The organism is Alteraurantiacibacter lauratis, assembly GCF_037154155.1.
GTDB classification, from domain to species: domain Bacteria; phylum Pseudomonadota; class Alphaproteobacteria; order Sphingomonadales; family Sphingomonadaceae; genus Alteraurantiacibacter; species Alteraurantiacibacter lauratis.
On the sequence record NZ_JBANRN010000008.1, the window covers coordinates 58,139 to 81,827 of the forward strand.

The following is a 23,689-nucleotide window of genomic DNA, read 5'->3' on the forward strand; positions in this document are numbered from 1 at the left end:
CGCACCGCCAATTGGGGAGAGAGCATTGGCACGCGCCGAATTTCACGAAACCATTTCCGCGCGCGGCGGGGACTTTCCGCTGCATGGCCGCTATGACGAGGCGTTTCGCCCGGTGGTGGACGCCTTCCTCGCCAATTTTGCGGAGGAGGACGAGCTTGGCGCGGGCTGTTCGGTCGTGGTCGATGGCGAGACGGTGGTCGATCTGTGGGGCGGCTGGGCGCGCGCGGATCGCAGCGCCGAATGGGACGAACATTCGACCGTCTGCATGATGAGCGTGGCGAAGGGCGTCACCGGCATTGCGTTCAACATGTGCGTGGCCGATGGCCTGATCGATATCGACAAGCCGGTGGCGCATTACTGGCCCGAATTCGCGCAGAACGGGAAAGAGGATATCCTGGTGCGCTGGTGCCTGGATCACCGCGCGGCGATCCCCGTCCTTACGACCGACACGATGTATCCGGGCGGCTTCTTCGATTACGACGCCTATATCCGCGCCTTGGAAGTGCAGGAACCGCTGTGGCAGCCGGGCACGCGCGCGGCCTACCATGTGCACAACCAGGGCTTCCTGCTGGGTGAGATCATGCGCCGGGTGACGGGCATGACGGTGGGCCCGTTCCTGCGCCAGTGCGTTACCGGGCCGCTCCATGCCGAATACTATATCGGCGGGATGGACGCCGAGGAGCAGAGCCACGTGGCCGAAGTTCTGCCCAATACCGGCGCACGCCTGTTCGCGGCCAAGGACACTGCCATGCCCGACAGGCCGACAACGCCCGAAGGCTGGCAGGACGGGGTGGTGCTGCGCAAGTTCGCCTTCCTGCAAAACCCGAACGAGCCGTGGCACACCACGATGAATTCGCCCATCTGGCGCACCTGCGAGATCGCCAGCGGATCGGGCCATGGCAATGCCCGCGGCGTCGCGCGGATCTATGGCGCGACTGTGGGCACGGTGGACGGCATTTCGCTGCTTTCCCGCGATGCGCTGGAAGCGATGATAACCGAACAGCACAACCAGACCGAGCTGTTGCAGGAGCGGCCCTATCATCAGGCGCTGGGCGTGCTGCTCAACACGCCCGAAGCGGTCTATATGGGGCCCAACATGCGCAGCTTCGGCCATCACGGCCTTGGCGGATCGATCGGCTTTGGCGATCCCGATGCGCGGATCGGCTTTTCCTATTGCTGCAACCAGATGCACGCCGTGGGCACCAACGGCCCGCGCGCGCGGCGGCTGATCGATGCCGTCTATTCCGTCCTGTGAGGATCATTCGATGACCGAGACAAAATCCGCCTCCGAAATGACCGGTGCCGAAATGTTCGACCGCGGCATGGCCATCCGCCGGCAGGTGCTGGGCGATGCCTATGTCGACAAGGCGCTGGCGAAAAGCGGGCCCTTTAACGAGCCGTTGCAGGAACTGGTCACCACCTATTGCTGGGGCTGGAACTGGGGGCGCGAGGGGCTGCCCCTGCGCGACCGCAGCCTGATCAACCTGGCGATGATCGCGATCCTCAACCGGCATAACGAGCTGAAGATCCACATTCGCGGCGCGCTCAACAACGGGCTGTCGCGCGACGAAATCCGCGAAGTGCTGCTGCAGGTGGGCATTTACGGCGGCATCCCGGCGGCGGTGGACAGTTTCCGGCTGGCGAACGAGGCCTTTGCCGAAATCGATGCGGAGAACGGCGAATGAAAGCCAAAAAGCGCGCCCGGATCGAGGCGGAGGTGGCCAAACTGCCGCTGCTGTTCGCGCATTATGCCGACAATGGCGATCACGCGGCGATGGCTGATCTGTTTACCGAAGATTGCCATTATGCGCGGCCCTTCCAGCCTGACCATCCGTTTCATGGGCGCGGGGCGGTGCAGGCCATATTCCGCGACCGCAAGCCGATCCTGGTGCGCCACATCGTCACCAATGTGCTGGTGGAAGTGCTGTCCGAGACCGAGGCGCGCGGCACCAATTACCTCACCATGCTCTCCAGCCATGAAGGGATCGATCCGCCCCAACCATCGGGCGCGATCTATGTCGGCGGGTTCGACGATCATTACGTGAAGGTGGAAGGCAAGTGGCGCTTCAGGAGCCGTTATGGCCGCGTCGCGCTGCATTCGGGCGGGCCGATGCCGACCTTGCCGCCACCAACCGACGAAGCGCGCGGACTGAAATAGCAGCCGCGAAAAGGGAGGGGATGATGACCGTCACAGCGGCCAATGCGGCAGAACAACTGGTGCTCGATTTCTTCGTGGTGCTGTCCAGCGGCGACCTCGAAACGCTTCGGGGATTCTATCACGACACCAGCGTGTGGGAGCCGAAGGTAAAGGACATTCCCGGCGCCGGACGCCATGTGGGCATGGCGATCATCGACGAATTCCTCGCGCCTGTGCGCGGCATGTTCAAGCCCGGCGATCCCAAGGTGCATGTGCAGGCGATGTTCAGCCAGACGAAGGACGGCGTGACCTGGGTGTGCGTGGAAAGCAATTCCACCGGCGAGAGCATGGACGGCAAGGTCTATGACAATGATTATTGCTGGGTGTTCGAAATATCGAACGGCAAGATCGACGCGATGCGCGAATATATGGATTCGCTCTACACCGCCAAATGGTTCGGGATCGTGTGATGGCGGGCCGCTTTGTGGGCCAGCCGATCCTGATTTCGGGTGCCGGGCGCGGGCTGGGCGAAGCGATTGCCCACCGTCTCGCGGCCGAGGGCGCAATTGTGGGCGTGGCCGATATCAACGGGGCAAGCGCGCTCAGCGTGGCGGAAAGCATTATCGCCGCGGGCGGGCGCGCCTTCAGCTATGGCGCGGATTGCGGCAGCCGCGATGCCTTCTTCCAGCTGGCGGAGGATTTCGCTGCCGATGCCGGCCCTTTGCGCGCGGTGATCAACAACGCCTCGGTGCTGGTCTACGAACCGATCGAGGAGGTGACCGAGGCCACGCTCGACCGGATGCTGTCGGCGGGTCTCAAAAGCGTGTTCTGGGGCGTGCAGGCGTTTCTGGCGCACAGGGACGAGAACGCGCCCGGCAATATCCTCAATTACTCCAGTCCCGTCGCCTATCGCGGGCGGCCCAATACCGGCGCCTATACCACGATCAAGGCCGGGATTGCCGGGCTGACCAAGGTGCTGGCAGGCGAACTTGGCCCGCGCGGTATTCGCGTCAACGCGATTGCGCCGGGCAGCGTGCCCACCCCTGCGACGGAAGGCTTCGTGAGCGCCGAGCAATACGAACAGCGCGCCAAGAACATCCCGCTGCGCCGCAACGGGACGCCGGAGGACGTGGCAAACGCAGTGGCTTTCCTGCTGAGCGACGAGGCAAGTTTCATCACCGGGGCGATGCTGGCGGTGGATGGCGGCATTGTCGCGGCAGGATGACGGACAGGATCAGGACAAATGACAGCAATCTGGCAGGAACGGCTGGACCACCTCAAAGCGGTGATCGAAGCCGACATCGCCAAGGGCGATTATTACGGCGCGGTGCTGAAAGTGGGGCGCGGCGGGATTCTGGTGTTCGACGAGGCGATTGGCCACGCCTATGCCGGGCAGCAGCGGGCGCTGAAGAAGGATGATGTCTTCAGCCTGTTTTCGGTGACCAAGGCCTTCACCAATGTGCTGATCCTGCGCGCCATCGAGGAAGGGCGCTTTGCCCTCACCACCAAGGTGCGCGATGTCCTGCCCGAATTCACCGGCAAGCCGCGCGAGGATGCGACCTTCTACCACCTCATCACGCATCAGGCCGGGATGCCCGGCGTGTGGAGCCCGAAACCGGGGATGTTCCTCGACCGGCTTCAGGAATTGTTCGAGGAAAGCATCGCTCATGTGCACGGCACTTCGCCGCCTGGTGAGAGGTGCGATTACTCCCCGCTGGTCAACCATGTGCTGATGGGCATGGCGCTGGTGCGCACCGATCCCAAGGGCCGCGATTACCGCACGTTGCTGCACGACGATTTGTTCGAACCGCTGAAAATGCATTCGACCAGCATGGGCCTGCGCGCCGATCTGGATGTGCGCCACGTGCGCCCCGACATGCGCGGCACGGTGCCGATCAAGCACCTGTCGCGCAATCGGCCGGGCGATCACGCGCTGTTCGAGGACCCGGAAGTGGAAGCCCCCCATGTCGGCTGCGCCAGCACCTGCGGTGATCTGTGGCGCTTTGCCGAAATGCTGCGGCGCGAAGGCGAGCTGGAAGGCCACCGCATCCTGTCGCCCCGCATGATCCGGCTCGCGCGCCGTATCCACACCGGCGACAAGCCGAACGAACTCTACAAGGGCGTGGCCCTTCGCGCCGGGTGGCAGGTGCCGCCCGCCAATCAGGGGCTGGGCTTTCAGGTGCGCGGAACCGGCGTTTACCAGCATTTGTTCGGCCAGCTCTCGTCCCCGGAAACCTTCGGCAATTACGGTGCGGGCAGCACGATGTTCTGGGTCGATCCGGAAGCGGATGTGACCTTTGCCTTCCTGTCCGCCGGCGTGATGACGCAGGCCGCGAATATCGAGCGCTGCGGCAAACTGTCCGACATTGCCCTTTCCGCCTGTCTTTGAAGGATTTTTATGGCCGACGCAGATATCCTCGTAATCGGATCGGGCCATAACGGCCTGGTCGCCGCCGCCTATCTTGCCTGTGCGGGCAAGCGGGTGCTGGTGCTGGAACGCAACGCATGGCACGGGGGCGGGGTGGTTTCCCGCGAGCTGACGCGGCCCGGCTTCATCCACGATCAGCATTCGATGAGCCACATCTTCATTCAGGGCAATCCGCTGCTCTTGAACGATGATCTGGGGCTGAAGGCGAAATACGGCCTGCGCTATGTCTTTCCCGATGTGCCGATGATGAGCGTGTGGGAGGATGGCTCCACCCTGCCGCTCCACCGCGACCCGGCGAAAAGCGCCGAGGCCATCGCCCGCTTCAGCCACAAGGACGCCGCGACCTTTCTGAAAATGAGCGAGCAGGCAGCGGCATGGCTGCCGATGATTCAGGCAGGGCTCTATTCCCCGCCCATGCCACTGGGCGCGCAGACCGCGATGATGGACCAGAGCGCCGAAGGGCGCGAGATCATGCGCACCATGGGTGTCTCCACCTTCGACCTGATGGAAGAGCTGTTCGAGCACGACAAGGTGAAGGCGCATTTCGGCCGCGTGGCGGGCGAAAACCTCGTCTCGCCCGACGAGAAGGCGACCGGCATCGGCGCCTATGTCTTCCTCGGCTTCCTTGAAAAGTTCGGCTTTGGCGTGCCGGTGGGCGGATCGGGTTCGCTTACCCGTGCCCTCATCGCCTGTATCGAGGATCACGGCGGCAGCGTGCAGGCGGGCAAGCCGGTGCGCGAAGTGCTGACCGATGGCGGCAAGGCGGCGGGCGTGGTGCTGGACGATGGCACGCGTTTGACTGCCAAAGACGGCGTGATCGGCGCGATCCACCCGCATATCCTGCCCGATATGGTGCCCGGCCTGCCCGCCAATGTGGCGCACAATGCCAAACGCACCCACATCACGCCCGCGGCATGTTTCACGGTGCACGCCGCGCTCGATGCGCCGCTGCAATTCAAGGCAAAACGCCACGACGGCGCGCCGCTCTCGGCCGTGATGTACGAGCTGATGCCGGCCGAATACGAGGATATGCGCCGCGCTTTTGACGAACTGCGTTACGGCAATTTCAGCCCCACCCCGCTGGTGGGCGTGGGCCAGTTGACGCAGCACGATCCATCCCGCGCGCCGGAGGGCAAGGCGATCTTCCACGCCTGGGACTATGTTCCCTATGCCCGCAAGGACGGGCGCAACTGGGATGAGGCGAAGGGCGAATTTGCCGAGAAGATGATCGCGCAGATGAGCAAATACATCGCCAATCTGCCCGATGCGGTGCTCGATTACCATTGCGACAGCCCGGTGGATATGGAGCGCACCAGCCCCAGCTTCCTGCGCGGCGATTTGCACGGCATTGCCACCACGCCCTACCAATCGGGCAGCCACCGGCCGACGCCGGAACTTGGCCAATACCGCGTGCCGGGGGTGGAGCGGCTCTATCTGGTCGGCCCGTTCCAGCATCCGGGCGGCGGCGTATTCGGTGCCGGCCGCGCCACCGCAATGGTGATGGCCGAAGACCTCGGCATCGATTTTGACGAAGTCCGGCCCAGAAATCGGCCCTGAAGGAGCCAGCGATGAAGATCCGCGCCGCCGACAAGTCCGAGCTGATGCAGGTCAGCAAGATCGAGCGCAAGGGCAATGACCTTGTGCTGAAAGGCAAGGTTTATGGCACCATGCCGATGACCGCCACGCTGACGCCGGAGGAAGCGAAGAACTTCCTGAAGTTGCTCACCCCCGGTCTTGCCTGGTTCATTCTTACTTTGCCGTTCCGCTCATCGAAAGGCTGACATCATGCGCCACAAGGGAAGCTCCATCATCGTGACCGGTGCCGCCGGCTCCATCGGCTTTGCCACCTGCGAGATATTGTGCCGCGAAGGGGCAGAAGTGCTGCTGGTCGATATCAACGCCGAGGGGGTGAAAGCCCGCGCCGATGAACTCACCGCCAAGGGTTATCGTGCGCTTGCCCATGTCGCCGACTGCGCGGACGAGGCGGCGGTCGAGGGCTATGCGCGCGCGGCGATGGACGCGTTCGGCAAGATCGACGGCTTTTTCAACAATGCCGGGATCGAAGGCGTGCTGGCCCCCACGCACGAATATCCGGTGGAGGAGTTTGACAAGATCATCCGGGTGAACCTGCGCTCGATGTTCCTGGGCCTGCGTTTCGTGCTCCCGCACATGGTGGCGGCCGGGCGCGGCGCGGTGGTCAACACCGCCAGCATCGGCTCGGAACGCGGCCTTGCCGGGGCCTGCGCCTATAACGCGGCCAAGCACGGCGCGGTCGGCCTCACCCGCACTGCGGCAAGCGAAGTGGCGCAAAAAGGCGTGCGGGTGAACTGCGTGATGCCCGGCGTGATCGAAACCCCGCTGCTGGTGGGGATGCTCGAACAGATGTTCGACGGCGATGTGCAGGCGGGCATGGACAAGCTGGGCCAGGTCGCAACGCTCAACCGCGTCGGAAACCCACGCGAAGTGGGCGATGTCGTGTCCTTCCTGCTCTCGGACGAGGCGAGCTATGTCAACGGCGCGAAGTGGGAGATCGACGGCGGCGCGCTGGCGACGATCCGCAACGATATCTGACCTCTAGATATCGGGCACAATGAAATTGACGATGTAGCTGCGCGGGCCTGCGACGGCAGTGCAGATAATGGCGGAGATTCCGTTCTGCCGGTATTCGATCCGGCACGAGCCGCGTGCGTCGTCTGACCGGTTGGGGCCAATGATACGGCCCACTTGCAATTCGCGGCCATTCCACCTGCCGGTAAAGCGCGTATTGGGCGCAAAGCCGCGCGTGGCAAAGGCGATGCCATCGGCCGTCAGGTGGCTTCGCCGCAGGTGACAAGGCGCGCAGCAGGGCCCGCGCGCCGCGCCAGCAATTCCGGATAGGTGCAGCGCCCCTCCACCCGCAGCTCTGCCATGTCCCCGGCAGGAAACTGGGCAAGGATCAGGGCGGGGATCAGGGCAGACTTGGCGGCAAGTTCCTGACGGTGAAGGGCATTGCCATCATCGGCGCATCCGGTGGCAAAGAAAAGCGAGTTTACCATGTCTTGCCTCCCAATCCCGCAAGGTGCAGCGTGGGGGGCATGGATGGATATGTGCTATTCGAAATCGGGGTGTCGATCGCCGCAGCGGTGATACTGTTCATCTATGCGCTGAAGGGGTTCAGCAACGATATCCGCAAGGCGGGCGGGGCGGCGCTGGACCGGTTGCTTACCCGGCTTACCGGCAATCCGGTGACGGGGTTCGGCCTCGGTGCGCTGCTCACCGCGCTGGTGCAATCCTCCAGCGCGATCAGCGGGATCACCGTGGCGCTGGTGCAGGCGGGCACGATCAGTTTTCGCGGCAGCCTGCCGGTGTTTCTGGGCGCGAATGTCGGCACCACTTCCACCGCCTGGCTGGTGGCGATCAACGCAACGATCCTTGGCCCCTTCCTGATCGTGCTGAGCGCGCTGATGCACTTCGCGCCGCAACGTATCCGCCTGTTCGGCCATGCGGTGCTGTATCTGGGCATCATCCTGCTCGCGCTGCAGCTCATCAGTTCCTATGTCGCGCCGCTGCGCCAGTCTGAGGAGGCGGCCGCCTGGCTGATCCATGCCAGCAATCCGTGGATCGGCCTGCTGATCGGCGTGGTGCTGACCGCGCTGCTGCAATCGAGCAGCGTGGTGGTGGGCCTTGCCGTGGTGGCGGTATCGCAAGGTCTGCTCGCCACGCCTGACGTGGTGCCTATCGTACTGGGGGCGAATATCGGCACCACTTCCACCGCGCTGTTTGCCGCGCTGTCTATGGGTGCGGTGGCAAAGCGCGCGGCTTTTGCCAATCTGGTATTCAACATGGCGGGCGTGCTGGCCTTCCTGCCCTTTCTGGGCGCGTTCAGTGCCTTTGTGGTCGGCATGACGGGGCCGGGCACGATGGCGGTGGCGACCGCGCATCTGCTGTTCAATCTGGGCGTGGCGGTGATCGGCTTTGCGCTGATCCCGCTGGTCACGCGCTTCTACGCCGCGCGTCCGCTGCGGCCGGGAGAGTAAGGCGCAAGCGCCTCAGGGAACCCGTCCCGCCCTTGGCGCATTGACAGGCCAGACAGCAAGGAGATTACCCATGTTTGGCAAGGTTATCGGCGCCGTTGCAGGCGCACAGGCGGCAAAGCACAGCGCAGCGATCGGCGGCACGGGCGGTGCCCTTCTGGGCGCGGTTGCGGTTCCGCTGGTTCGCCGCCTCAGCATCCCCGCGCTGCTGGTGGTGGGTGCGGGCGGCTATCTCGCCAAGCGCGCCTATGACAAGCGCCACGGTGCCCCCGCGGCCAAGACCGCGCGCCGCAGCAAGGCAGCCGAAGCGGCTTCGAAGGCCTGATCGCTCCTAACGATCGGGATCAAGCCCGGCTGCCTCTTCCACTACCTTGGCAATGGCGGTGAAATCGGCAGCCGGCCCTTCGCGTTGCAGCGTCTTTTCGAGATAGCCCTCCACAATCCGCCCCAGCGGCAGCGGCACGCCTGCTGCTTCGGCCTCGTCCAATAGCAGCCGCGTGTCCTTCAGGCTCAGCGCGGCGGCAAAGCCGAAATCGAAGGTGCGCGGCAACACACTGCGCGGCCATTTGTCGCGCGTCGCCGAATTAATGCCGGTGGACTGGTTGAGCACCTCGATCATGCGTGCCGGGTCGAGCCCTTGCTTGATGCCGAAGGCCATGCCTTCCGCCGTCACCCCGATGGCAACTGCGCCGAGCAGATTGTTGACCAGTTTCATCGTCTGCCCTGAACCCGGTGCCTCGCCCATGAAAAACGGCTTGCCGATCAGATCCAGCAAGGGGTGCAGCCGCGCCTCGTATTCGGCCGCGGGTCCGCCCACCATGATCGAGATGGTCGCCTCCACCGCGCCCTTGATCCCGCCCGATACCGGCGCATCGAAACAGGCGACGCCATGGGGCGCGAGCGCGGCGGCCAGTTCCTGCGCGAGTTGCGGGCCGCTGGTCGACAGGTCGCACAGGATCTGCGGGTAGCCGCGCGCGCATACGCCTTCCGGCCCCAGAACGGCTTCGCGCACAATGGCGGGGGTGGGCAGGCTGGTGAAAACGATATCGCACCGCTCACCCAGCGCGGCGGCCGATCCGGCGGCCTCTGCCCCATGTGCAACCAGCGCCGCGACGGCATCTGCCGAGACATCATGCACCAGCAGCCGATGGCCCGCTTTCAGCAGGTTCGCCGCCATGGGCGCGCCCATGCGCCCAAGGCCCAGAAAACCGATTTGCGTCATAGATACTCCGTGACCGGCCGGTAGGGCGACAAGTCCACACGGGCAATGTCGTTTTTGGAAGGAAAGGCGGTCAGCACCAGCGGATCGTGGCCGGGTATAACATGGTCAAGGCTGCCGCCCGCCAGTTCCATCACGCGCGTTTGGGCGGCGGCGTAAGCGTCCTCGTCCACGAAGATCGGAAAGGGGTTCGCCCGCGTGATATTGGCATACAGATGCGCGGCATCGCTCGCCAGCACCACGGGCCCGCGCGCCGTATCGCACACCACCGCCATCAGCCCGGCGGTATGGCCGGGGCACAGCGCCAGCCGGATACCGGGCGCAAACTCCGCATCGCCATCGTGAAACACGACATGGTCGGCATAGACCTTGCGCACCAATTGCGCGACCGGCTCCGCGTCAAACGGTGCGCGCACGCCGTGGTCGCACACCTGCCGCCCGGTGGCGAAAGCCATTTCGGCATCCTGCACATGGAAACGGGCATTGGGAAAGGTGCTCAAACCCCCTGCGTGGTCGTAATGCAGGTGCGTCAGGATCACATTCTCCACCAGCAGATGGTCGATCCCCGCCGCGCGCAGCCCGTCCACCACCGGGCGCGTGATGATACGCCCTCGCGCCATCGCCGCCGCCTCGCCAAAGCCGGTGTCGACGATGACCGGCGGCTCGCCCTGCCGATGGATCGCCCAGATGAAATAATCGAGCGGCATGGACACATCGTGGTCATCCACCAGCGCGGCAAAGTTCGCCTCGGCCATCCGGTCGTGCCGGGCATAGCGGATCGCGTCGATACGGGTAACGGGTGCGCTCATTTTCTTGGCATCAGGCGAAGGTGAGCCGCACCGGCTGGCTGATCGGTCCGTGCCCCACCGTGGTCATCCACGGCTGATATTCCCCGGCGATCTCGAACGCCGCCACTTCGCGCACCAGCGTGCCGAGCAGCGCCTGCGCCTCGGTCTGCGCCAGCACGCGGCCCACGCAGCCGTGCACGCCGTAACCCCAGCCCAGCGAATGCTTCGTGTCGCGTTCAATGTCGTATTTCTCAGGCTCCGACCAATAACGCGGATCGCGGTTGGCGGCGGCGAACATCAGCCCGCAGCGCGTGCCCGCAGGCACCACCAGATCGCCCACCTGCACATCACAGGTGGTGATGCGGCCTGCCATGCGGCTGGGTGAATCCCACCTCAGCGATTCATCGAAGGCGCCACGCAACAGGCGGGGATCGGCGCGCAGCTTTTCATATTGGTCGGGAAACAGCGCCCAGGCACGGATGGCATTGGCCATGGTGAGGTAAGTGGTATCCGCGCCCGCGCTCAGCACGGTTTGCAGCAGCAGCTTGGCCTCGTCCATCGTCACCTGCCCGCGATCGGCCGCGCGGAAGATTTCCGCGCCAATGCCATCGGGATCAAGCGCGTCCCGGTCGCATGCAGTGCCCAGCCATGCGATCACGGCGGAGAAATCTTGGCGCATCGCCTCGTCGAACAATTCGCCCGGCGGGCCCATCGTGGCCCAGACCATCTGGCTGAAACCGTGCATGTGCTCGCGGCCTTGCCTTGGCAGGCCCAGCACATCGGGCAGCACGCGGAAGATGAAGGCCTGCGTGATCTCGCCCACGGCATCCACCGCCTCACCCTCGCGGCTGCGCAATTCGGTCACGAACTCCTCGGCGGCCTGCTGAAACACCGCCTTGGTGCGTTCCAGAGCGCGCGGGCTGAGCGCGTCCTGAATCACCTTGCGCACCTGCGTGTGCCGGGGCGGGTCGTCGGTGAGGAGGATTTCGGGGCGCGGCGAATTGGGATCGTGCCACGGGCGCGAGCGGGAGGAAAAGCTCTTCCAGTCCAGCAGACCTGCGGTCACATCCTTGTGCCGCGCGATCATCACCGTCCCATCGGAGAGGCGCACGGCGGGCGCGAATTCGCGCACCTCGTCATCCACTTCGCGGGCATTGCGCACCGCATCGGGGGTGAAGATGTCATAGGGGAAAAGCGGGATGTCCTTCATCGCGCTCACAGCCCCAGCCCGTGGAACCAGGTTTCGCCATTGGGCGCGGTTTCGATGTGCCCGGCGGTGGGATCGAAGAAATGCGCGCCGATTACGACCACGCCGCTGTCGCGATATGTCTCGACAAAGCTGATCCGGCTGGCACGGCCCGCGTCCTTGTCCATGTCGAACGTGGCGGTGCGATGCGGCATCGCGCATTGCATCGGGTGGTGCATCAGATCGCCGGTGATCACCGCGCGCTGCCCCCTGCTTTCGATGCAGACATGGACATGGCCGGGCGTGTGGCCGTGGCTCGGCTCGGTAAAGATGCGCCAGTCCGGGCCGGAGGCGATTTCGTGATGGGCCTCGATAAAGTCGGCAAGGCCCAGCTCGACGATCGGATCGACACATTCGACAAGGTGCGTGTCGGTATGGTGCCCGTCATGCCGGATGACGTTCTGCCACGCATCGTATTCGGTGCGGCCGAACAGGTAACGGGCATTGGGGAAGGTGGGCTTGTAGGTGCCGGTTTCCGGGTCCTTGTAGGTGTTCCAGCCGACATGGTCGAAATGCAAATGGGTGCACAGCACCGTGTCTACCTGTTCGCGCGTCAGGCCGAGCGATTCAAGGTCTTCCAGAAAACCTTCGGGCAGGTTGCAGAACACATCGAAGTCGCGTTGCCTGCCTGCGCCGATGCAGCTGTCCACCACGATGTTGCGGCCACCGGCTTGCACCACGAAACCCTGGAAATTCATCCGTTGCTGCCCGTCGGGCGTGGCGTAATGCGGGTGCAGCCATTCGAGCGCGATCACCTCTTCGGGCGTCGCGTCGGACATGGTCATGTTGATGTGGTCGGTGAAGTTCCAGATTTCGACAATGCGGGTGACGGTTACATCGCCCACTTGCCAGCTCATCATCGTGTCGCGTGCCATGTCGGCCTCTCTCCCGTTCAGGCGGCTTTTACCGCTTGCTTTGTTTTCGGTGCTTTCGCGCCGGGTTTGTAACGCGCCACGCTTTCGGGCGGCAGCTCGGCGGCAGGCAGCGCTGGCTTGCCCAAAATGAAATCGGCGCAGCGTTCGCCAATCATCACGCAGGGCGCGTTTGTGTTGCCGCCGATGACGGTGGGCATGACAGAGGCATCGGCCACGCGCAGGCCTGCAATGCCCTTCACGCGCAATTGCGGATCGACCACGGTGGCGGCGTCCTTCGGATCGCCCATGCGCGCGGTGCCCACCGGGTGATGCACGGTATAGCCGGTTTCGCGGATATAGCGGTCCAGCCCCTCGTCGCTGGTCACATGCGGCCCCGGCGCGACCTCGACGCCGTTATACCTGGCGAAAGGCGCGCTGGCGAAGGCGGCGCGGCTGATCTTCAGCGCGCGGATCAGGGGGAGGATATCCTCCGGTTCAGCCAGCAATTGCGGATCGATCAAGGGGGCGGCGGCCGGATCGGTGCTGGCAAGGCGCACCGTGCCCCGGCTCTTGGGATAGAGCGCCACGGGGCTGATGGCGTAGCCATGGCCCAGCGGGAAAGGCACCTTGGGGTTGGTCAGCCGCTTGGCCGGCTGGAACACGAACTGCACATCGGGTTTGCTGAGCGACGGATCGGTGCGCAGGAAGGCGACGCTTTCAAACACATTTCCGGCCAAGGGACCTTTGCGCGTCGCGAGGTAGTAAAGGAACCAGAAGATGTCGCGCGGCAGGGCCTTCCAGCTGATGCCGTAGGATGTGCTGTCGCTCGTCTCCATGTGGATCGGGCTGGCGACGTGGTCCTGGTAATTGCCGCCCACTCCCGGCAGGTCGTGCAGCACATCGATGCCCATATCCTGGAGGTGCTGCGCGGGACCGATGCCGCTGAGCATCAGGATCTGCGGCGTCTGGATCGTGCCGGCGGACAGCACGATCTCATGGCGCGCGCGGATCACGCGGCCGTCAGTCAGTTCCACCGCCACGGCGCGCTTGCCTTCCAGCACGATGCGGGCGACCTGCGCGTGCATTTGCAGGTGGATATTGCCGCGCGCCATCGCGGGCTTGAGCATGTTCTTGGCGCTCGATTCGCGCAGCCCGTCGCGGATCAGGCCCTGCCGCCTGCCAAAGCCTTCGGGGTCCGGCCCGTTGAAATCGGGGCAGGGTTTGAACTGAAGCGAGGCGAGCGCATCCATGAAGGCGTAATTGAGCGGGTTGGGCCCCTCCACTATCTTGGCGTTGATGGGGCCGCTCTTCCCGTGGAACACGCTTTCGGGGTAATCCTCGTTATGCTCGGTGCGGGTGAAATAGGGGAGCACCTCGGCATAGGACCAGCCTTTGCAGCCTGCATCCGCCCAATCGTCGTAATCGGTGGGATGCCCGCGGAAATAGACCATGCCGTTGATCGCGCCGCTCCCGCCCAGCACGCGGCCACGCGGCACGCCGATGCGGCGACCCGCCATCCCTGCCTGCGGCACGGTTTCAAACCGCCAGTTGGTCTCCTTGCGGCCTATGGCGGCGGCGACAAAGCTGGGCACATGGATGAAGGGATGCGTATCCGGCCCGCCTGCTTCGAGGACGCAGACGGTCTTGGTCTCATCCTCCCCCAACCGCGCCGCCACGCAGGCCCCGGCACTGCCTGCGCCGATAACAACGTAATCGAATTCGCCTGCGATCATGTATCACTCTCTCCCGCCGCGCATCGTGCGCAGGGGAGCGAGGCTTGGCAAGGGGGATTGTATCGGGCGTTAGTATCCGCGTTCCAATTCTCGCAGGAAGTCCTCCACGGCCTCTTCGTATCCCTCTTGCACGACCACTTGAGCATAGCGCATATCGGCATTTGCGTTTGCCTCAAGGCAATTGAGATAACGGTCTGCTGAAGCCCGATAAGTCGCCCAGCCATCTCTGTTATTCGAGAAGGGACGTGTGGGTTTGTAACAATTACGGCTTGGATCGTATTCCAGCCTGTAAAACAGACTTGAGAATTCTCCCCTTGGTCCAAGCAGTGTCGATTGGGCAACCGCGCTTCCAGCGATCAGAGTTACGCCTATCGCAAGTGCTGAGAACCACCTCTTTCTCATATCACTCCCCATCATAGCTGATCGCCTGCGCCGCCGCCCCGCTCATCACGAAGCCGATGGGCCGCTCGGCTTCCTCGGTCAGATGCCCGATCAGGCCTGCGGTGCGGCACAGCAAGCCGATGCCTTTCAGCGCCGCCACCGGCCAGCCGAGGTCGAGCATGATGGCCGGGATCGGGCCGTTGACATTGACGGGCAGCTCTCGCCCGATGGTTTCGGGCAGGGCCGCTTGCAGCGCGCGCATCATCGCCACGTGTTCGCCCGAAACGCCGCGCTCATCCGCCAGTTTCAGCAGCAGGTTGGCGCGCGGGTCGCCTTCGGAATGTTGTGGGTGGCCGAAGCCGGGGATCGCCTTGGTCGTCTGCCGCAGCTCGGTGATCTGGCGCACCGCCACGCTGTGCAAATCATCGCCGCTCGCCCGCTGGTCGGCCACGCACTTGGCGTAGAACTTACCCGCAACCTCCGCGCTGCCCAGCACCACGCTGCCGCAGCCGAGCAACCCCGCCGCCACCGCGCCCTGCAACGCTTCGGGCGCAGCGGCCAGCGTCATTCGTGCGGCAACCACGCTGGGGACAAGGCCATGTTCGGCCAGCGCGCACAGCACAGCGTTCAAGAAAAAGCTCTGGTTCGCGTCCGGCTGCTGCCCCGTCACCAGGAACCAGAAGTATGACGAGAAATCGAACTTGCCGATAATGTCCTCGCACAGATCCTTGCCCCGCACGGTGATGCTGTCGGCATCCGATGTGCAGATGGCGGAAAACGGCTGGTCCTGCTTGCCGATGCGCATTGCTCTCTCCCCTTTGCGGCTTTAGCTACGCTTCGTTGAGGGAGAGAGAAATGGCAAGACCACTCGCGGGCATTCGCGTGCTCGACATGGGGACATTCATTACCGGCCCGGCCTGCGGGATGCTGCTGGCAGACCTTGGGGCAGAGGTGATCAAGGTGGAAATGCCCGAAACGGGCGACCCCTTCCGCGCCTTCAAGGGCGACCTCTATTCCCCGCATTTCCAGACCTATAACCGGGGCAAGAAATCGGTCACGCTGAACACGAAGTTGCCTGAGGATCTGGCCGCTTTTGACGAGCTGGTGAAAGGCGCGGACGTGTTCATCCAGAACTTCCGCCCCGGCGTGGCGGATCGCCTTGGCGTGGGGGCAGAGCGGTTGCAGGGCATCAATCCGCGGCTGATCTATGTCGACATTTCGGGTTTCGGCAATGACGGGCCGTGGAAGGATCGCCCCGCGTTCGACACCGTGTCGCAGGCGGCCACCGGCTTTCTGCGTCTGCTGGTCAACCCCGCCAAGCCGCGCGTCGTCGGCCCCGCCATTGGCGATGCGGTGACGGGCTTTTACGCCGCCTATGGCGTGCTTGCCGCGCTGTATGAACGGGAGAAAACCGGGAAAGGTCGCCGCGTCGAAACCAGCATGTTCGAGGCGATGAGCCATTTCAACCTCGACGATTTTACCCATTACCTGAGCGTCGATGAAGTGATGGGGCCGTGGAGCCGCCCGCATGTCTCGCAATCCTATGTTTTCCAATGCGCCGATGGGGGGTGGATCGCGCTGCACATGTCCTCTCCGCCCAAGTTCTGGGAAAATCTGGCCGAAGCGGTGGGCGAGCCGGACATGCTGAAGCGGCCCGAATTCGAAAGCCGTCCCGCGCGCATCGCGAATTACGAGAAGGTGGTCGATTTCCTCGCGCCCATCTTCGCCACGCAGCCCCGCGCCTATTGGGAGGAGCGGCTGGCCGCGCGCGAAGTGCCGCACAGCGCGGTTTACACCAGCAAGGAAGTGGTCGAGGGCGACCTTGCTGCGCATCACCGGCTGGTGGTCGAAGGCGAAGGGCCGCGCGGCCGCTTCCGCACCATCCGCAGCCCCATCCGTTTTGACGGTGAGGCGCAGGACAGCGTCACGCCGCCGCCTGAACTGGGCGCGGACAATAAGGAAATATTGGGCCGGGATTAACGCTGCACATTGTGCGCGATTGCCAAGGCGTTCGGATTTGATAGGCTGCGCTCCATAAAGGGCCGCGCAACAGCGGCCGCACACGGGGAATTGGGGAGAGGATGGAATGAAACTGCCACAGCGCCTGCACCACACCGCCTATGTCACCAAGGACATGGAGGCGACGCGCCATTTCTACGAGGATATCCTTGGCCTGCCGCTGGTCGCCACCTGGTGCGAAAGCGATATGCTGTTCGGCAAGGAGCGCACCTATTGCCACTGCTTCTTCGGCATTGGCGATGGCGGCGCGCTTGCCTTCTTCCAGTTTGCCAACAAGGAGGATGAGGAGCTGTTCGTCCCCGACATGCCGCAGACCCCCTTCGTGCATCTGGCGCTGGCCGTGGACGAGGAGTTTCAGGCCGAGGTCGAGAAGCGCATCAAGGACGCCGGGCTGGAGGCGACCTATGTGCTGGAACACGGCTATTGCCGCAGCGTCTATGTTGTTGATCCCAACGGCATGACGGTGGAGTTTACCTGCGACGATCCGCGTGCGGCGGCGGGCGATGCCGAGCGCCGCGCCAATGCCCATGCGGAATTGAAGCGCTGGCTGGCGGGCGACTGGACCAGCAACAACACCTTCCGCAGCCAAGAAGCCGCGTAAGGCCCGGCACGGATGGCCCTGCCCCTGCTGCCGACCGCGCTGGTCGGCTCCTACGCCCAGCCCGAATGGCTGATCGATCGCAAGAAGCTTGCCGGCTGCTTCCCCCCGCGCACCCGCCAGAAGGAGCTGTGGCGCATCCCGGAGGAGTTCCTGGAAGAAGCCTGGGATGACGCCACGATTTACGCCATTCACGAGCAGGAGCGCGCCGGGCTCGACATCATCACCGATGGCGAGATGCGGCGCGAAAGCTATTCCAACCGCTTCGCCACCGCGCTCAGCGGGGTGGACATGGACAATCACGGCACCGCGCTCGACCGGTCGGGTGAACCCGTGCCTGTGCCGCGCGTGGTGGGCGAAATCAGCCGCCGCCACGCGGTGCAGGTGCGCGATGTCGAGTTCCTGCGCACCCATGCCTCGCCCGGCAAGGCAATCAAGATCACCGTGCCCGGCCCCTTTACCATGAGCCAACAAGCACAGGACGATTATTACGGCGACCCGGAAGCGCTGGCGCTCGCCTATGCCGGCGCGGTCAATGCGGAAATCCGCGACCTGTTTGCCGCCGGCGCGGATGTGGTGCAGCTGGATGAACCCTATATGCAGGCGCGGCCCGACAAGGCGCGTGCCTATGGCCTCAAGGCGCTTGCACGGGCGCTGCAAGGGATCGAGGGGACGACCGCGCTGCACATCTGCTTTGGCTATGCGCATCTGATTCATGAACGGCCCGAAGGCTATTCCTTCCTGCCCGAACTGGCGGCGAGCGAGGTGCAGCAGATCAGCATCGAAACCGCGCAGAGCAAGCTGGATACCAGCGTGCTGGAAAAACTGCCGGGCAAGACGATCATTCTCGGCGTGCTCGACCTGTCGACGCACGAGGTGGAAAAGCCGGACGAGGTTGCCGCGCGCATTCGCCGCGCCTTGCCGCATGTGCCGGCGGAGCGGGTGATCGTGGCGCCCGATTGCGGCCTCAAATATCTCCCGCGCGATGTTGCTTTCGGCAAGATGCGGGCGATGGCGGAAGGTGCGGCGATCGTGCGGGCGGAGCTGGCATGAGCTTTGCCACCACGCATACCGGCAGCCTGCCGCGCCCGGACTATCTGCTTGACCTGATGCTGGCCCGCGAAGGGGGCGAGGCGGTGGACGAGGCCGCGCTTGCCGAAGCGATTGACCGGGCAACCGCCTATGTCATCGCGCGGCAACAGCAGGCGGGCATCACCGTTCTGGGCGATGGCGAGATGTCCAAGCCCAGCTACGCCACCTATATCAAGCACCGCCTGTCGGGCTTTGGCGGAGAGGCGGGGCAATACGAATTTGCCGATCTGGAGGATTTCCCCGGCGCCAAGGCGCAGGTTTTTGGCAACAAGGGCCGTGCCAAGCGCTCCGCCCCCGCCTGCACCGCCCCGATCGAGGTGATCGACATGGACGCCCCGCGCGAGGATGCCGCGCGCCTCAATCGGTTGGCCGAAGGGCAGCAAACCTTCATGTCCGCCGCCAGCCCCGGCGTGACCGCGCTGTTCTTCCCCAACCAGCATTACGCGACGGACGAGGAATATGTCTTTGCCCTCGCCGAAGGGCTGCGCCACGAATACGAAACCATTGCGGCGGCCGGGATCACCTTGCAGGTCGATTGCCCGGACCTTGCCATGGGCCGCCATGTGCAGTTCACGCATCTTGGCCTTGAGGATTTCCGCAAGCGCATCGGGATGAATGTCGCCGCGCTCAACCATGCGCTGCGCAATATCCCGGCAGAGCAGTGCCGGATGCATCTGTGCTGGGGCAATTACCCCGGCCCGCACCATTGCGACGTGCCGCTGGCCGATATTGCCGACATCGTCTGGTCCGCCAAACCGCAGGCGGTGCTGCTGGAAGGGGCCAATCCGCGCCACAACCACGAATTCGCCTTTTTCGAAGATCACCCTCTGCCCGATGGCAAGATGCTGTGCCCCGGCATGATCGAGCCGCAATCACCCTATATCGAACACCCGGATCTGATTGCGCAGCGCATTGCCCGCTATGCCAATCTGCTGGGGCGCGAGCGGGTGATGGCGGGGGTCGATTGCGGCTTTTCAGTGCATGCGGGCAGCAACACCATCGACCCGGAGGTGGTCTGGGCCAAACTCGCCGCGCTGGCGCAAGGGGCCGAGATCGCATCGCGGCGCTACTGGTAAACATGCGCAATCTGGTGCGGGCGGCGGGACTCGAACCCGCACGAGCAAGGCTCAGGGGATTTTAAGTCCCCGGCGTCTACCATTCCGCCACGCCCGCTATTCGCGCGCTCTTTCGCCTGTATCGCGCGCCACCGCAAGCGAGCGCGAAAAAACAATCGCGGCAAAAGGGGATCAAGCTGCGGGCACTGCGCCGCCACCTACCCAATGCTGCACCATTGTGCGCACATCGACCCGCGCTTTCAGCCGGGCGGCAAGCAGCGCGGTGCCGCTGATCTTGCGCTGCACGAACAGCAGATCAGCCGGCGGGACGTGCCAGGTGGCACGGTCGGCGGCGATGGCCATGCCTTCTTCGCGCAGGGTGGCGACAAAGCGCCGGTCCCCGAAATCGAACGCGCCGGGGCGGTTCATTTCGCATAGGATCACATCAATCATTCGGTTCACGCGCGGCAGATACCGATCCACCGCGCCCTTCCCCATGAAGCCCGCCGCCACCGCCGCATCGCGCACCGCGTCGCGATCCCCGCCAAGTCCGGCGGCCAAAAGGCGGCGATACCCTTCCGCTGTTGACGAGGCCACCGGGCGCGCCGCGCCAAAATCGAGCAGAACGATACGCCCGGTATCAGGCTGAAAACGGAAATTGGCGAAATTGGGATCGGTCTGCATCATCCCGAAATCGAACAATTCGCGCAGCACCAAGCCGATCATCCGCGCCATCACCGCATCGCGCGTTCCCTGCGGCGCGCGTTCCAGCGCCTCGATCGGCTGGCCTTCGACAAAGCTCATCGCCAGCACGCTGGGCGTGGTCAAATCTGCGGCAAGTTCGGGCACTATCACACCCGGATCATCGGCCAGCAGCGCGGCAAAACGCTGCATCTGCGCCGCTTCGCGCAGGTAATCGGCTTCCTCGGCCAATTGCCGCTTCGCCTCGGCCAGCAAGGGGGCGATGTCCACGCTGGCGGGCAGCAGGTTCGACAGGCGCAACAAAGTGGCGACATTGTCCACATCGGCATCGATGCTTTCCCGCACGCCGGGATATTGCACCTTGATCGCAAGCTCGCGTCCGTCCCGCGTGATCGCGCGGTGCACCTGCCCGATCGAGGCGGCGGCAATTGGCCTGGCGTCGAAAAGCTGGAAGCGGCTGCGCCAATCCGTGCCCCATTGCGCGTTCAGCGCCTTTTGCAACTGCGCGGGCGGCATGTGATGCGCATTGTCGCGCAGCCGCGCCATGATCTGCGCGAGTTCCGCGGGCAGCACATCGCCGGCATCCATCGACACCATCTGCCCCAGCTTCATCGCTGCCCCGCGCAGATGCGCGAGGCGTTCCACCACGGTGCTGACATTGCCGGGGGTGAGCAGTAGGTCGCGCAGATGCGGACGCTTTCCGCTTGCCAGCCGCCGCGCGCCCTCGGCCAGCACGCCGCCCGCCACGCCGCCCGCCAGCCGGCCGAACTGGCTGAGGCGCGAGAGGCGGCCATGCGGCACGCGGTATCCGCCAGAGCGGGGGCGGTCGGTCATGCCGGGCAGATAGGCGCGGCGCCCGGATGGCGCCAGATGCCCCGAAGGCTGCATGGCCCAGACGCCTCTGGACACGGCACATCTCGACACGCCGCGAGGCTTCGTAGTTGTGACCGGTGTTCGTTAGAGGTTCAGCAACCAGTCGGGGTTAGGGTCCAGACTGCAATGGTTGCGGCGCCCTGTTGGGGCAGGCGGCGCATAAAGGATCGGATACGCCATGCACGATGCCTTGCCTTTGAGCCCCGCCGAGGCGCACGCCCTGCCCTCGGATGCGTCTGCCGCCGAACAGCGCGCCGCGCCGCGTTTCACTATTCTGATCCGGGCAGCCAAGCTGCGCTGCGGCGAGGCGGAGTTTCTCTGCATCGTGCGCGATGTGTCGGAAACAGGGATCAGCGTGCGCCTGTTTCATCCGCTGCCCGAAGGCCAGGAACTGGCACTGGAATTGCAGAACGGCGACGCCTATCCGCTGGAGCTTGTGTGGCAGAGCGAGGACCGGGCGGGCCTGAAGTTCCGCCAGCCGGTCGATATTTCGCGCATCATCGAATGTCCCAGCCGCTTTGCCAAGCGCCCCGTGCGCGCGGCCTTCTGTGCGCCAGTTAGCCTTGTCTCCGGCGCGGTGGCAGCCGAGGCGACGCTGTATGACATATCGCAGCAGGGCGCCAAGATTGTCTCGCCCACCCGCTTCGCCATCGACCAGCGCGTGCGTCTGTGCGCGCCGCATCTGGGCGAAGTGAACGCCAAGGTCCGCTGGCGGGACGGGGTCACCTATGGCCTGGTGTTCGAGGACACCTTCCAGTTTGGCGACATGGCGCGCATCGTTGCCGCGATGCAGGGATATTCCGGTCTGCATTTCCCGACCTGAATGCCGGCTTGCGGCGGCAAAACCTTGCCGCCTGTTAACCACCCCCTAACCATTTTCCTTCACTTCCGGCCAAGACACAGGAAACCGGGGGTTCTCATGGAAATGAAGGCGGGCGTTGCGGCAGGAGACATCACGGCGGATGTGGCAATTATCGGCGCGGGGCCTGCGGGGCTTACCGCGGGCTACCTCCTCGCCAAGGCAGGCAAGACGGTCGTCATCATCGAAAAGGACGCGCGCTATGTCGGCGGCATCAGCCGTACGGTGGAACACGAAGGCTACCGCTTCGACATTGGCGGCCACCGCTTCTTTTCCAAGAGCCAGGCGGTGGTCGACCTGTGGAACGAAATCCTGCCTGACGACTTCATCCAGCGCCCGCGGATGAGCCGCATCTATTACGAGGGCAAGTTCTACTCCTACCCGCTGCGCGCCTTCGAGGCGCTGCGCAATCTCGGCCTTTGGCGCAGCGCGCTGTGCATGGCGAGCTACCTGCAATACAAGCTCTTCCCCATCCGCGAGGTGAAAAGCTTCGAGGACTGGACGACAAACCAGTTCGGCAAGACGCTCTATTCGATCTTCTTCAAGACCTATACCGAGAAGGTATGGGGCATGCCCTGCAACGAGATGAGCGCCGACTGGGCCGCGCAGCGGATCAAGGGGCTGAGCCTGTGGGGTGCGGTGGTTGATGGCGTGAAGCGCAGCCTTGGCCTCAACAAGCGCCCGAATGACGGGCAGGCGGTGAAGACGCTGCTTGAAACCTTCCGCTACCCGCGCCTTGGCCCCGGCATGATGTGGGACGCCGCGCGCGACAAGATCGTGGACATGGGCGGGCAGGTGATCATGGGCCACGCCCTCAAGCAGCTTGCGGATGATGGGCAAGGTGGCTGGCGCATGACCGCGACCGGGCCGGATGGCGATATCGTGATCCGGGCCGCCCACGCGATCAGCAGCGCGCCGATGCGCGAACTGGCCGCGCGACTGCACCCGCTGCCTGCCACCACGCTGGAAGCCAGCCAGCTGAAATACCGCGATTTCCTGACCGTGGCGCTGATGATCCGCAGCGAGGACCTTTTCCCCGACAACTGGATCTATATCCACGATTCCCAAGTGCAGGTGGGCCGGGTGCAGAACTTCCGGTCGTGGTCGCCCGAAATGGTGCCCGATCAGAGTATTGCTTGCGTGGGGCTGGAATATTTCTGCTTCGAAGGCGACGGGCTGTGGTCCTCCACCGACGAAGCCTTAATCGAACAGGCAACGCGCGAAATGGCGATCCTTGGCCTGTGCAATCCCGCTGACGTGGTGGGCGGCGCGGTGGTGCGGCAGGAAAAGGCCTATCCCGTCTATGACGAGGATTACGCCGCCAATGTCGCCGCCATGCGCGCCGAGCTGGAGGAGCGTTTCCCCAGCCTGCATCTGGTCGGCCGCAACGGGATGCACCGCTACAACAACCAGGATCACGCAATGATGACCGCGATGCTGACCGTGGAGAACATCCTTGCCGGCCGCCGCATCTACGACACCTGGTGCGTGAACGAGGACGCCGAATATCACGAGGCGGGCGACGAGGGCGAACAGGCCAGACTGCCCGTGCGCGAAGCCGCGATAACGCCTGATCAGGCGGCGGCCCTGGCCTCTGTCCGCGATGTGCCCATGCGTGTGGCGGATGGCGAAAAGGGCAGGGCACGCAAAGCAGCCTGAACGGCACCTAACGGCGCAAAGGGCAACAGAGCC

At 64.3% G+C, this 23,689-nt stretch carries 26 protein-coding genes and 1 tRNA gene; 17 read left to right on the forward strand and 10 right to left on the reverse strand.

The annotated features are described in order from the left end of the window. Positions 1 to 25 precede the first annotated feature (25 nt). The 9 genes from WFP39_RS08925 to WFP39_RS08965 are packed head-to-tail and all read left to right on the forward strand — an operon-like array spanning position 26 to position 7,136. The gene (locus tag WFP39_RS08925; RefSeq protein WP_336919108.1) at positions 26 to 1,255 is read left to right on the forward strand and encodes a serine hydrolase domain-containing protein; all 1,230 of its coding nucleotides are present in this window, start codon (positions 26 to 28) and stop codon (positions 1,253 to 1,255) included. 10 nt (positions 1,256 to 1,265) lie between these two features. Further along, positions 1,266 to 1,685, forward strand: coding sequence for a carboxymuconolactone decarboxylase family protein (locus tag WFP39_RS08930; protein WP_377923353.1), 420 nt, complete (start codon positions 1,266 to 1,268; stop codon positions 1,683 to 1,685). Further along, the gene (locus tag WFP39_RS08935; protein WP_336919109.1) at positions 1,682 to 2,158 is read left to right on the forward strand and encodes a nuclear transport factor 2 family protein; all 477 of its coding nucleotides are present in this window, start codon (positions 1,682 to 1,684) and stop codon (positions 2,156 to 2,158) included. Before WFP39_RS08930 ends, WFP39_RS08935 begins: the two co-directional genes overlap by 4 nt. Before the next feature lie 23 nt (positions 2,159 to 2,181). Further along, the gene (locus tag WFP39_RS08940; protein WP_336919111.1) at positions 2,182 to 2,607 is read left to right on the forward strand and encodes a nuclear transport factor 2 family protein; all 426 of its coding nucleotides are present in this window, start codon (positions 2,182 to 2,184) and stop codon (positions 2,605 to 2,607) included. Further along, a complete protein-coding gene (locus tag WFP39_RS08945; RefSeq protein ID WP_336919112.1) occupies positions 2,607 to 3,362 on the forward strand; it encodes an SDR family NAD(P)-dependent oxidoreductase in 756 nt (251 codons plus the stop codon). Before WFP39_RS08940 ends, WFP39_RS08945 begins: the two co-directional genes overlap by 1 nt. Positions 3,363 to 3,380: 18 nt before the next feature. Beyond that, entirely contained in the window at positions 3,381 to 4,526 is a 1,146-nt protein-coding gene (locus tag WFP39_RS08950; protein ID WP_336919114.1) for a serine hydrolase domain-containing protein, read from the forward strand. A 9-nt stretch (positions 4,527 to 4,535) separates the two neighbouring features. After that, the gene (locus WFP39_RS08955; RefSeq protein WP_336919116.1) at positions 4,536 to 6,122 is read left to right on the forward strand and encodes a phytoene desaturase family protein; all 1,587 of its coding nucleotides are present in this window, start codon (positions 4,536 to 4,538) and stop codon (positions 6,120 to 6,122) included. Positions 6,123 to 6,133: 11 nt separating this feature from the next. Further along, entirely contained in the window at positions 6,134 to 6,346 is a 213-nt protein-coding gene (locus tag WFP39_RS08960; protein ID WP_336919118.1) for a hypothetical protein, read from the forward strand. A 4-nt stretch (positions 6,347 to 6,350) separates the two neighbouring features. After that, positions 6,351 to 7,136, forward strand: coding sequence for an SDR family NAD(P)-dependent oxidoreductase (locus WFP39_RS08965; RefSeq protein WP_336919119.1), 786 nt, complete (start codon positions 6,351 to 6,353; stop codon positions 7,134 to 7,136). A 3-nt stretch (positions 7,137 to 7,139) separates the two neighbouring features. Here the strand turns inward: WFP39_RS08965 and WFP39_RS08970 are convergent, their stop codons facing one another. Together WFP39_RS08970 and WFP39_RS08975 are read right to left on the reverse strand one after the other, a co-directional pair. Next, positions 7,140 to 7,289 (reverse strand): hypothetical protein, encoded by a 150-nt coding sequence (locus tag WFP39_RS08970; RefSeq protein WP_336919121.1) that lies wholly within the window; start codon positions 7,287 to 7,289, stop codon positions 7,140 to 7,142. Between the two features lie 83 nt (positions 7,290 to 7,372). Then, positions 7,373 to 7,600, reverse strand: a complete 228-nt coding sequence (locus WFP39_RS08975; RefSeq protein ID WP_336919122.1) for a hypothetical protein — start codon at positions 7,598 to 7,600, stop codon at positions 7,373 to 7,375. A 39-nt stretch (positions 7,601 to 7,639) separates the two neighbouring features. Between WFP39_RS08975 and WFP39_RS08980 the strand changes: the two genes are divergently transcribed. Both WFP39_RS08980 and WFP39_RS08985 read left to right on the forward strand, forming a co-directional pair. Then, positions 7,640 to 8,581, forward strand: coding sequence for a Na/Pi cotransporter family protein (locus WFP39_RS08980; protein WP_336919123.1), 942 nt, complete (start codon positions 7,640 to 7,642; stop codon positions 8,579 to 8,581). Between the two features lie 70 nt (positions 8,582 to 8,651). Beyond that, the gene (locus tag WFP39_RS08985) at positions 8,652 to 8,903 is read left to right on the forward strand and encodes a hypothetical protein (protein WP_336919125.1); all 252 of its coding nucleotides are present in this window, start codon (positions 8,652 to 8,654) and stop codon (positions 8,901 to 8,903) included. Positions 8,904 to 8,909: 6 nt separating this feature from the next. On the opposite strand, the gene WFP39_RS08990 is transcribed toward WFP39_RS08985, so the two are convergent. The 6 genes from WFP39_RS08990 to WFP39_RS09015 form a co-directional block, all read right to left on the reverse strand. Next, complete coding sequence (locus WFP39_RS08990) at positions 8,910 to 9,800, reverse strand: NAD(P)-dependent oxidoreductase (protein ID WP_336919127.1); 891 nt, start codon at positions 9,798 to 9,800, stop codon at positions 8,910 to 8,912. Beyond that, positions 9,797 to 10,606 carry an N-acyl homoserine lactonase family protein gene (locus WFP39_RS08995; protein ID WP_336919128.1) on the reverse strand — a complete coding sequence of 270 codons (810 nt, stop codon included), beginning with the start codon at positions 10,604 to 10,606 and terminating at the stop codon, positions 9,797 to 9,799. Before WFP39_RS08995 ends, WFP39_RS08990 begins: the two co-directional genes overlap by 4 nt. Before the next feature lie 10 nt (positions 10,607 to 10,616). Beyond that, complete coding sequence (locus WFP39_RS09000) at positions 10,617 to 11,795, reverse strand: cytochrome P450 (protein ID WP_336919220.1); 1,179 nt, start codon at positions 11,793 to 11,795, stop codon at positions 10,617 to 10,619. Positions 11,796 to 11,800: 5 nt separating this feature from the next. Beyond that, positions 11,801 to 12,706, reverse strand: coding sequence for an MBL fold metallo-hydrolase (locus WFP39_RS09005; RefSeq protein WP_336919129.1), 906 nt, complete (start codon positions 12,704 to 12,706; stop codon positions 11,801 to 11,803). 17 nt (positions 12,707 to 12,723) lie between these two features. Then, complete coding sequence (locus WFP39_RS09010; protein WP_336919131.1) at positions 12,724 to 14,418, reverse strand: GMC family oxidoreductase; 1,695 nt, start codon at positions 14,416 to 14,418, stop codon at positions 12,724 to 12,726. A 403-nt stretch (positions 14,419 to 14,821) separates the two neighbouring features. Next, positions 14,822 to 15,604, reverse strand: coding sequence for a citryl-CoA lyase (locus tag WFP39_RS09015; RefSeq protein ID WP_336919132.1), 783 nt, complete (start codon positions 15,602 to 15,604; stop codon positions 14,822 to 14,824). Positions 15,605 to 15,654: 50 nt separating this feature from the next. Between WFP39_RS09015 and WFP39_RS09020 the strand changes: the two genes are divergently transcribed. The 4 genes from WFP39_RS09020 (at position 15,655) to WFP39_RS09035 (ending at position 19,584) form a co-directional block, all read left to right on the forward strand. Continuing rightward, positions 15,655 to 16,779 (forward strand): CaiB/BaiF CoA transferase family protein, encoded by a 1,125-nt coding sequence (locus tag WFP39_RS09020; protein ID WP_336919133.1) that lies wholly within the window; start codon positions 15,655 to 15,657, stop codon positions 16,777 to 16,779. Positions 16,780 to 16,885: 106 nt separating this feature from the next. Further along, complete coding sequence (locus tag WFP39_RS09025; protein WP_336919135.1) at positions 16,886 to 17,419, forward strand: VOC family protein; 534 nt, start codon at positions 16,886 to 16,888, stop codon at positions 17,417 to 17,419. A 12-nt stretch (positions 17,420 to 17,431) separates the two neighbouring features. Then, positions 17,432 to 18,469: a 5-methyltetrahydropteroyltriglutamate--homocysteine methyltransferase gene (locus WFP39_RS09030; protein ID WP_336919137.1), complete on the forward strand. Its 1,038-nt coding sequence runs from the start codon at positions 17,432 to 17,434 to the stop codon at positions 18,467 to 18,469. Then, the gene (locus WFP39_RS09035) at positions 18,466 to 19,584 is read left to right on the forward strand and encodes a cobalamin-independent methionine synthase II family protein (RefSeq protein WP_336919139.1); all 1,119 of its coding nucleotides are present in this window, start codon (positions 18,466 to 18,468) and stop codon (positions 19,582 to 19,584) included. The genes WFP39_RS09030 and WFP39_RS09035 overlap by 4 nt, the downstream gene beginning before the upstream one ends. A gap of 12 nt (positions 19,585 to 19,596) precedes the next feature. Here the strand turns inward: WFP39_RS09035 and WFP39_RS09040 are convergent. Then, positions 19,597 to 19,681, reverse strand: a tRNA-Leu gene (locus WFP39_RS09040). Positions 19,682 to 19,755: 74 nt separating this feature from the next. Further along, entirely contained in the window at positions 19,756 to 21,099 is a 1,344-nt protein-coding gene (locus tag WFP39_RS09045; protein ID WP_336919222.1) for an ABC1 kinase family protein, read from the reverse strand. Positions 21,100 to 21,316: 217 nt separating this feature from the next. On the opposite strand from WFP39_RS09045, the gene WFP39_RS09050 reads away from it, so the two are divergent. Together WFP39_RS09050 and WFP39_RS09055 are read left to right on the forward strand one after the other, a co-directional pair. Further along, positions 21,317 to 21,961 (forward strand): PilZ domain-containing protein, encoded by a 645-nt coding sequence (locus tag WFP39_RS09050; protein WP_336919140.1) that lies wholly within the window; start codon positions 21,317 to 21,319, stop codon positions 21,959 to 21,961. Between the two features lie 96 nt (positions 21,962 to 22,057). Beyond that, positions 22,058 to 23,656 carry an NAD(P)/FAD-dependent oxidoreductase gene (locus WFP39_RS09055; RefSeq protein ID WP_336919141.1) on the forward strand — a complete coding sequence of 533 codons (1,599 nt, stop codon included), beginning with the start codon at positions 22,058 to 22,060 and terminating at the stop codon, positions 23,654 to 23,656. The last annotated feature ends 33 nt before the right edge of the window (positions 23,657 to 23,689 follow it).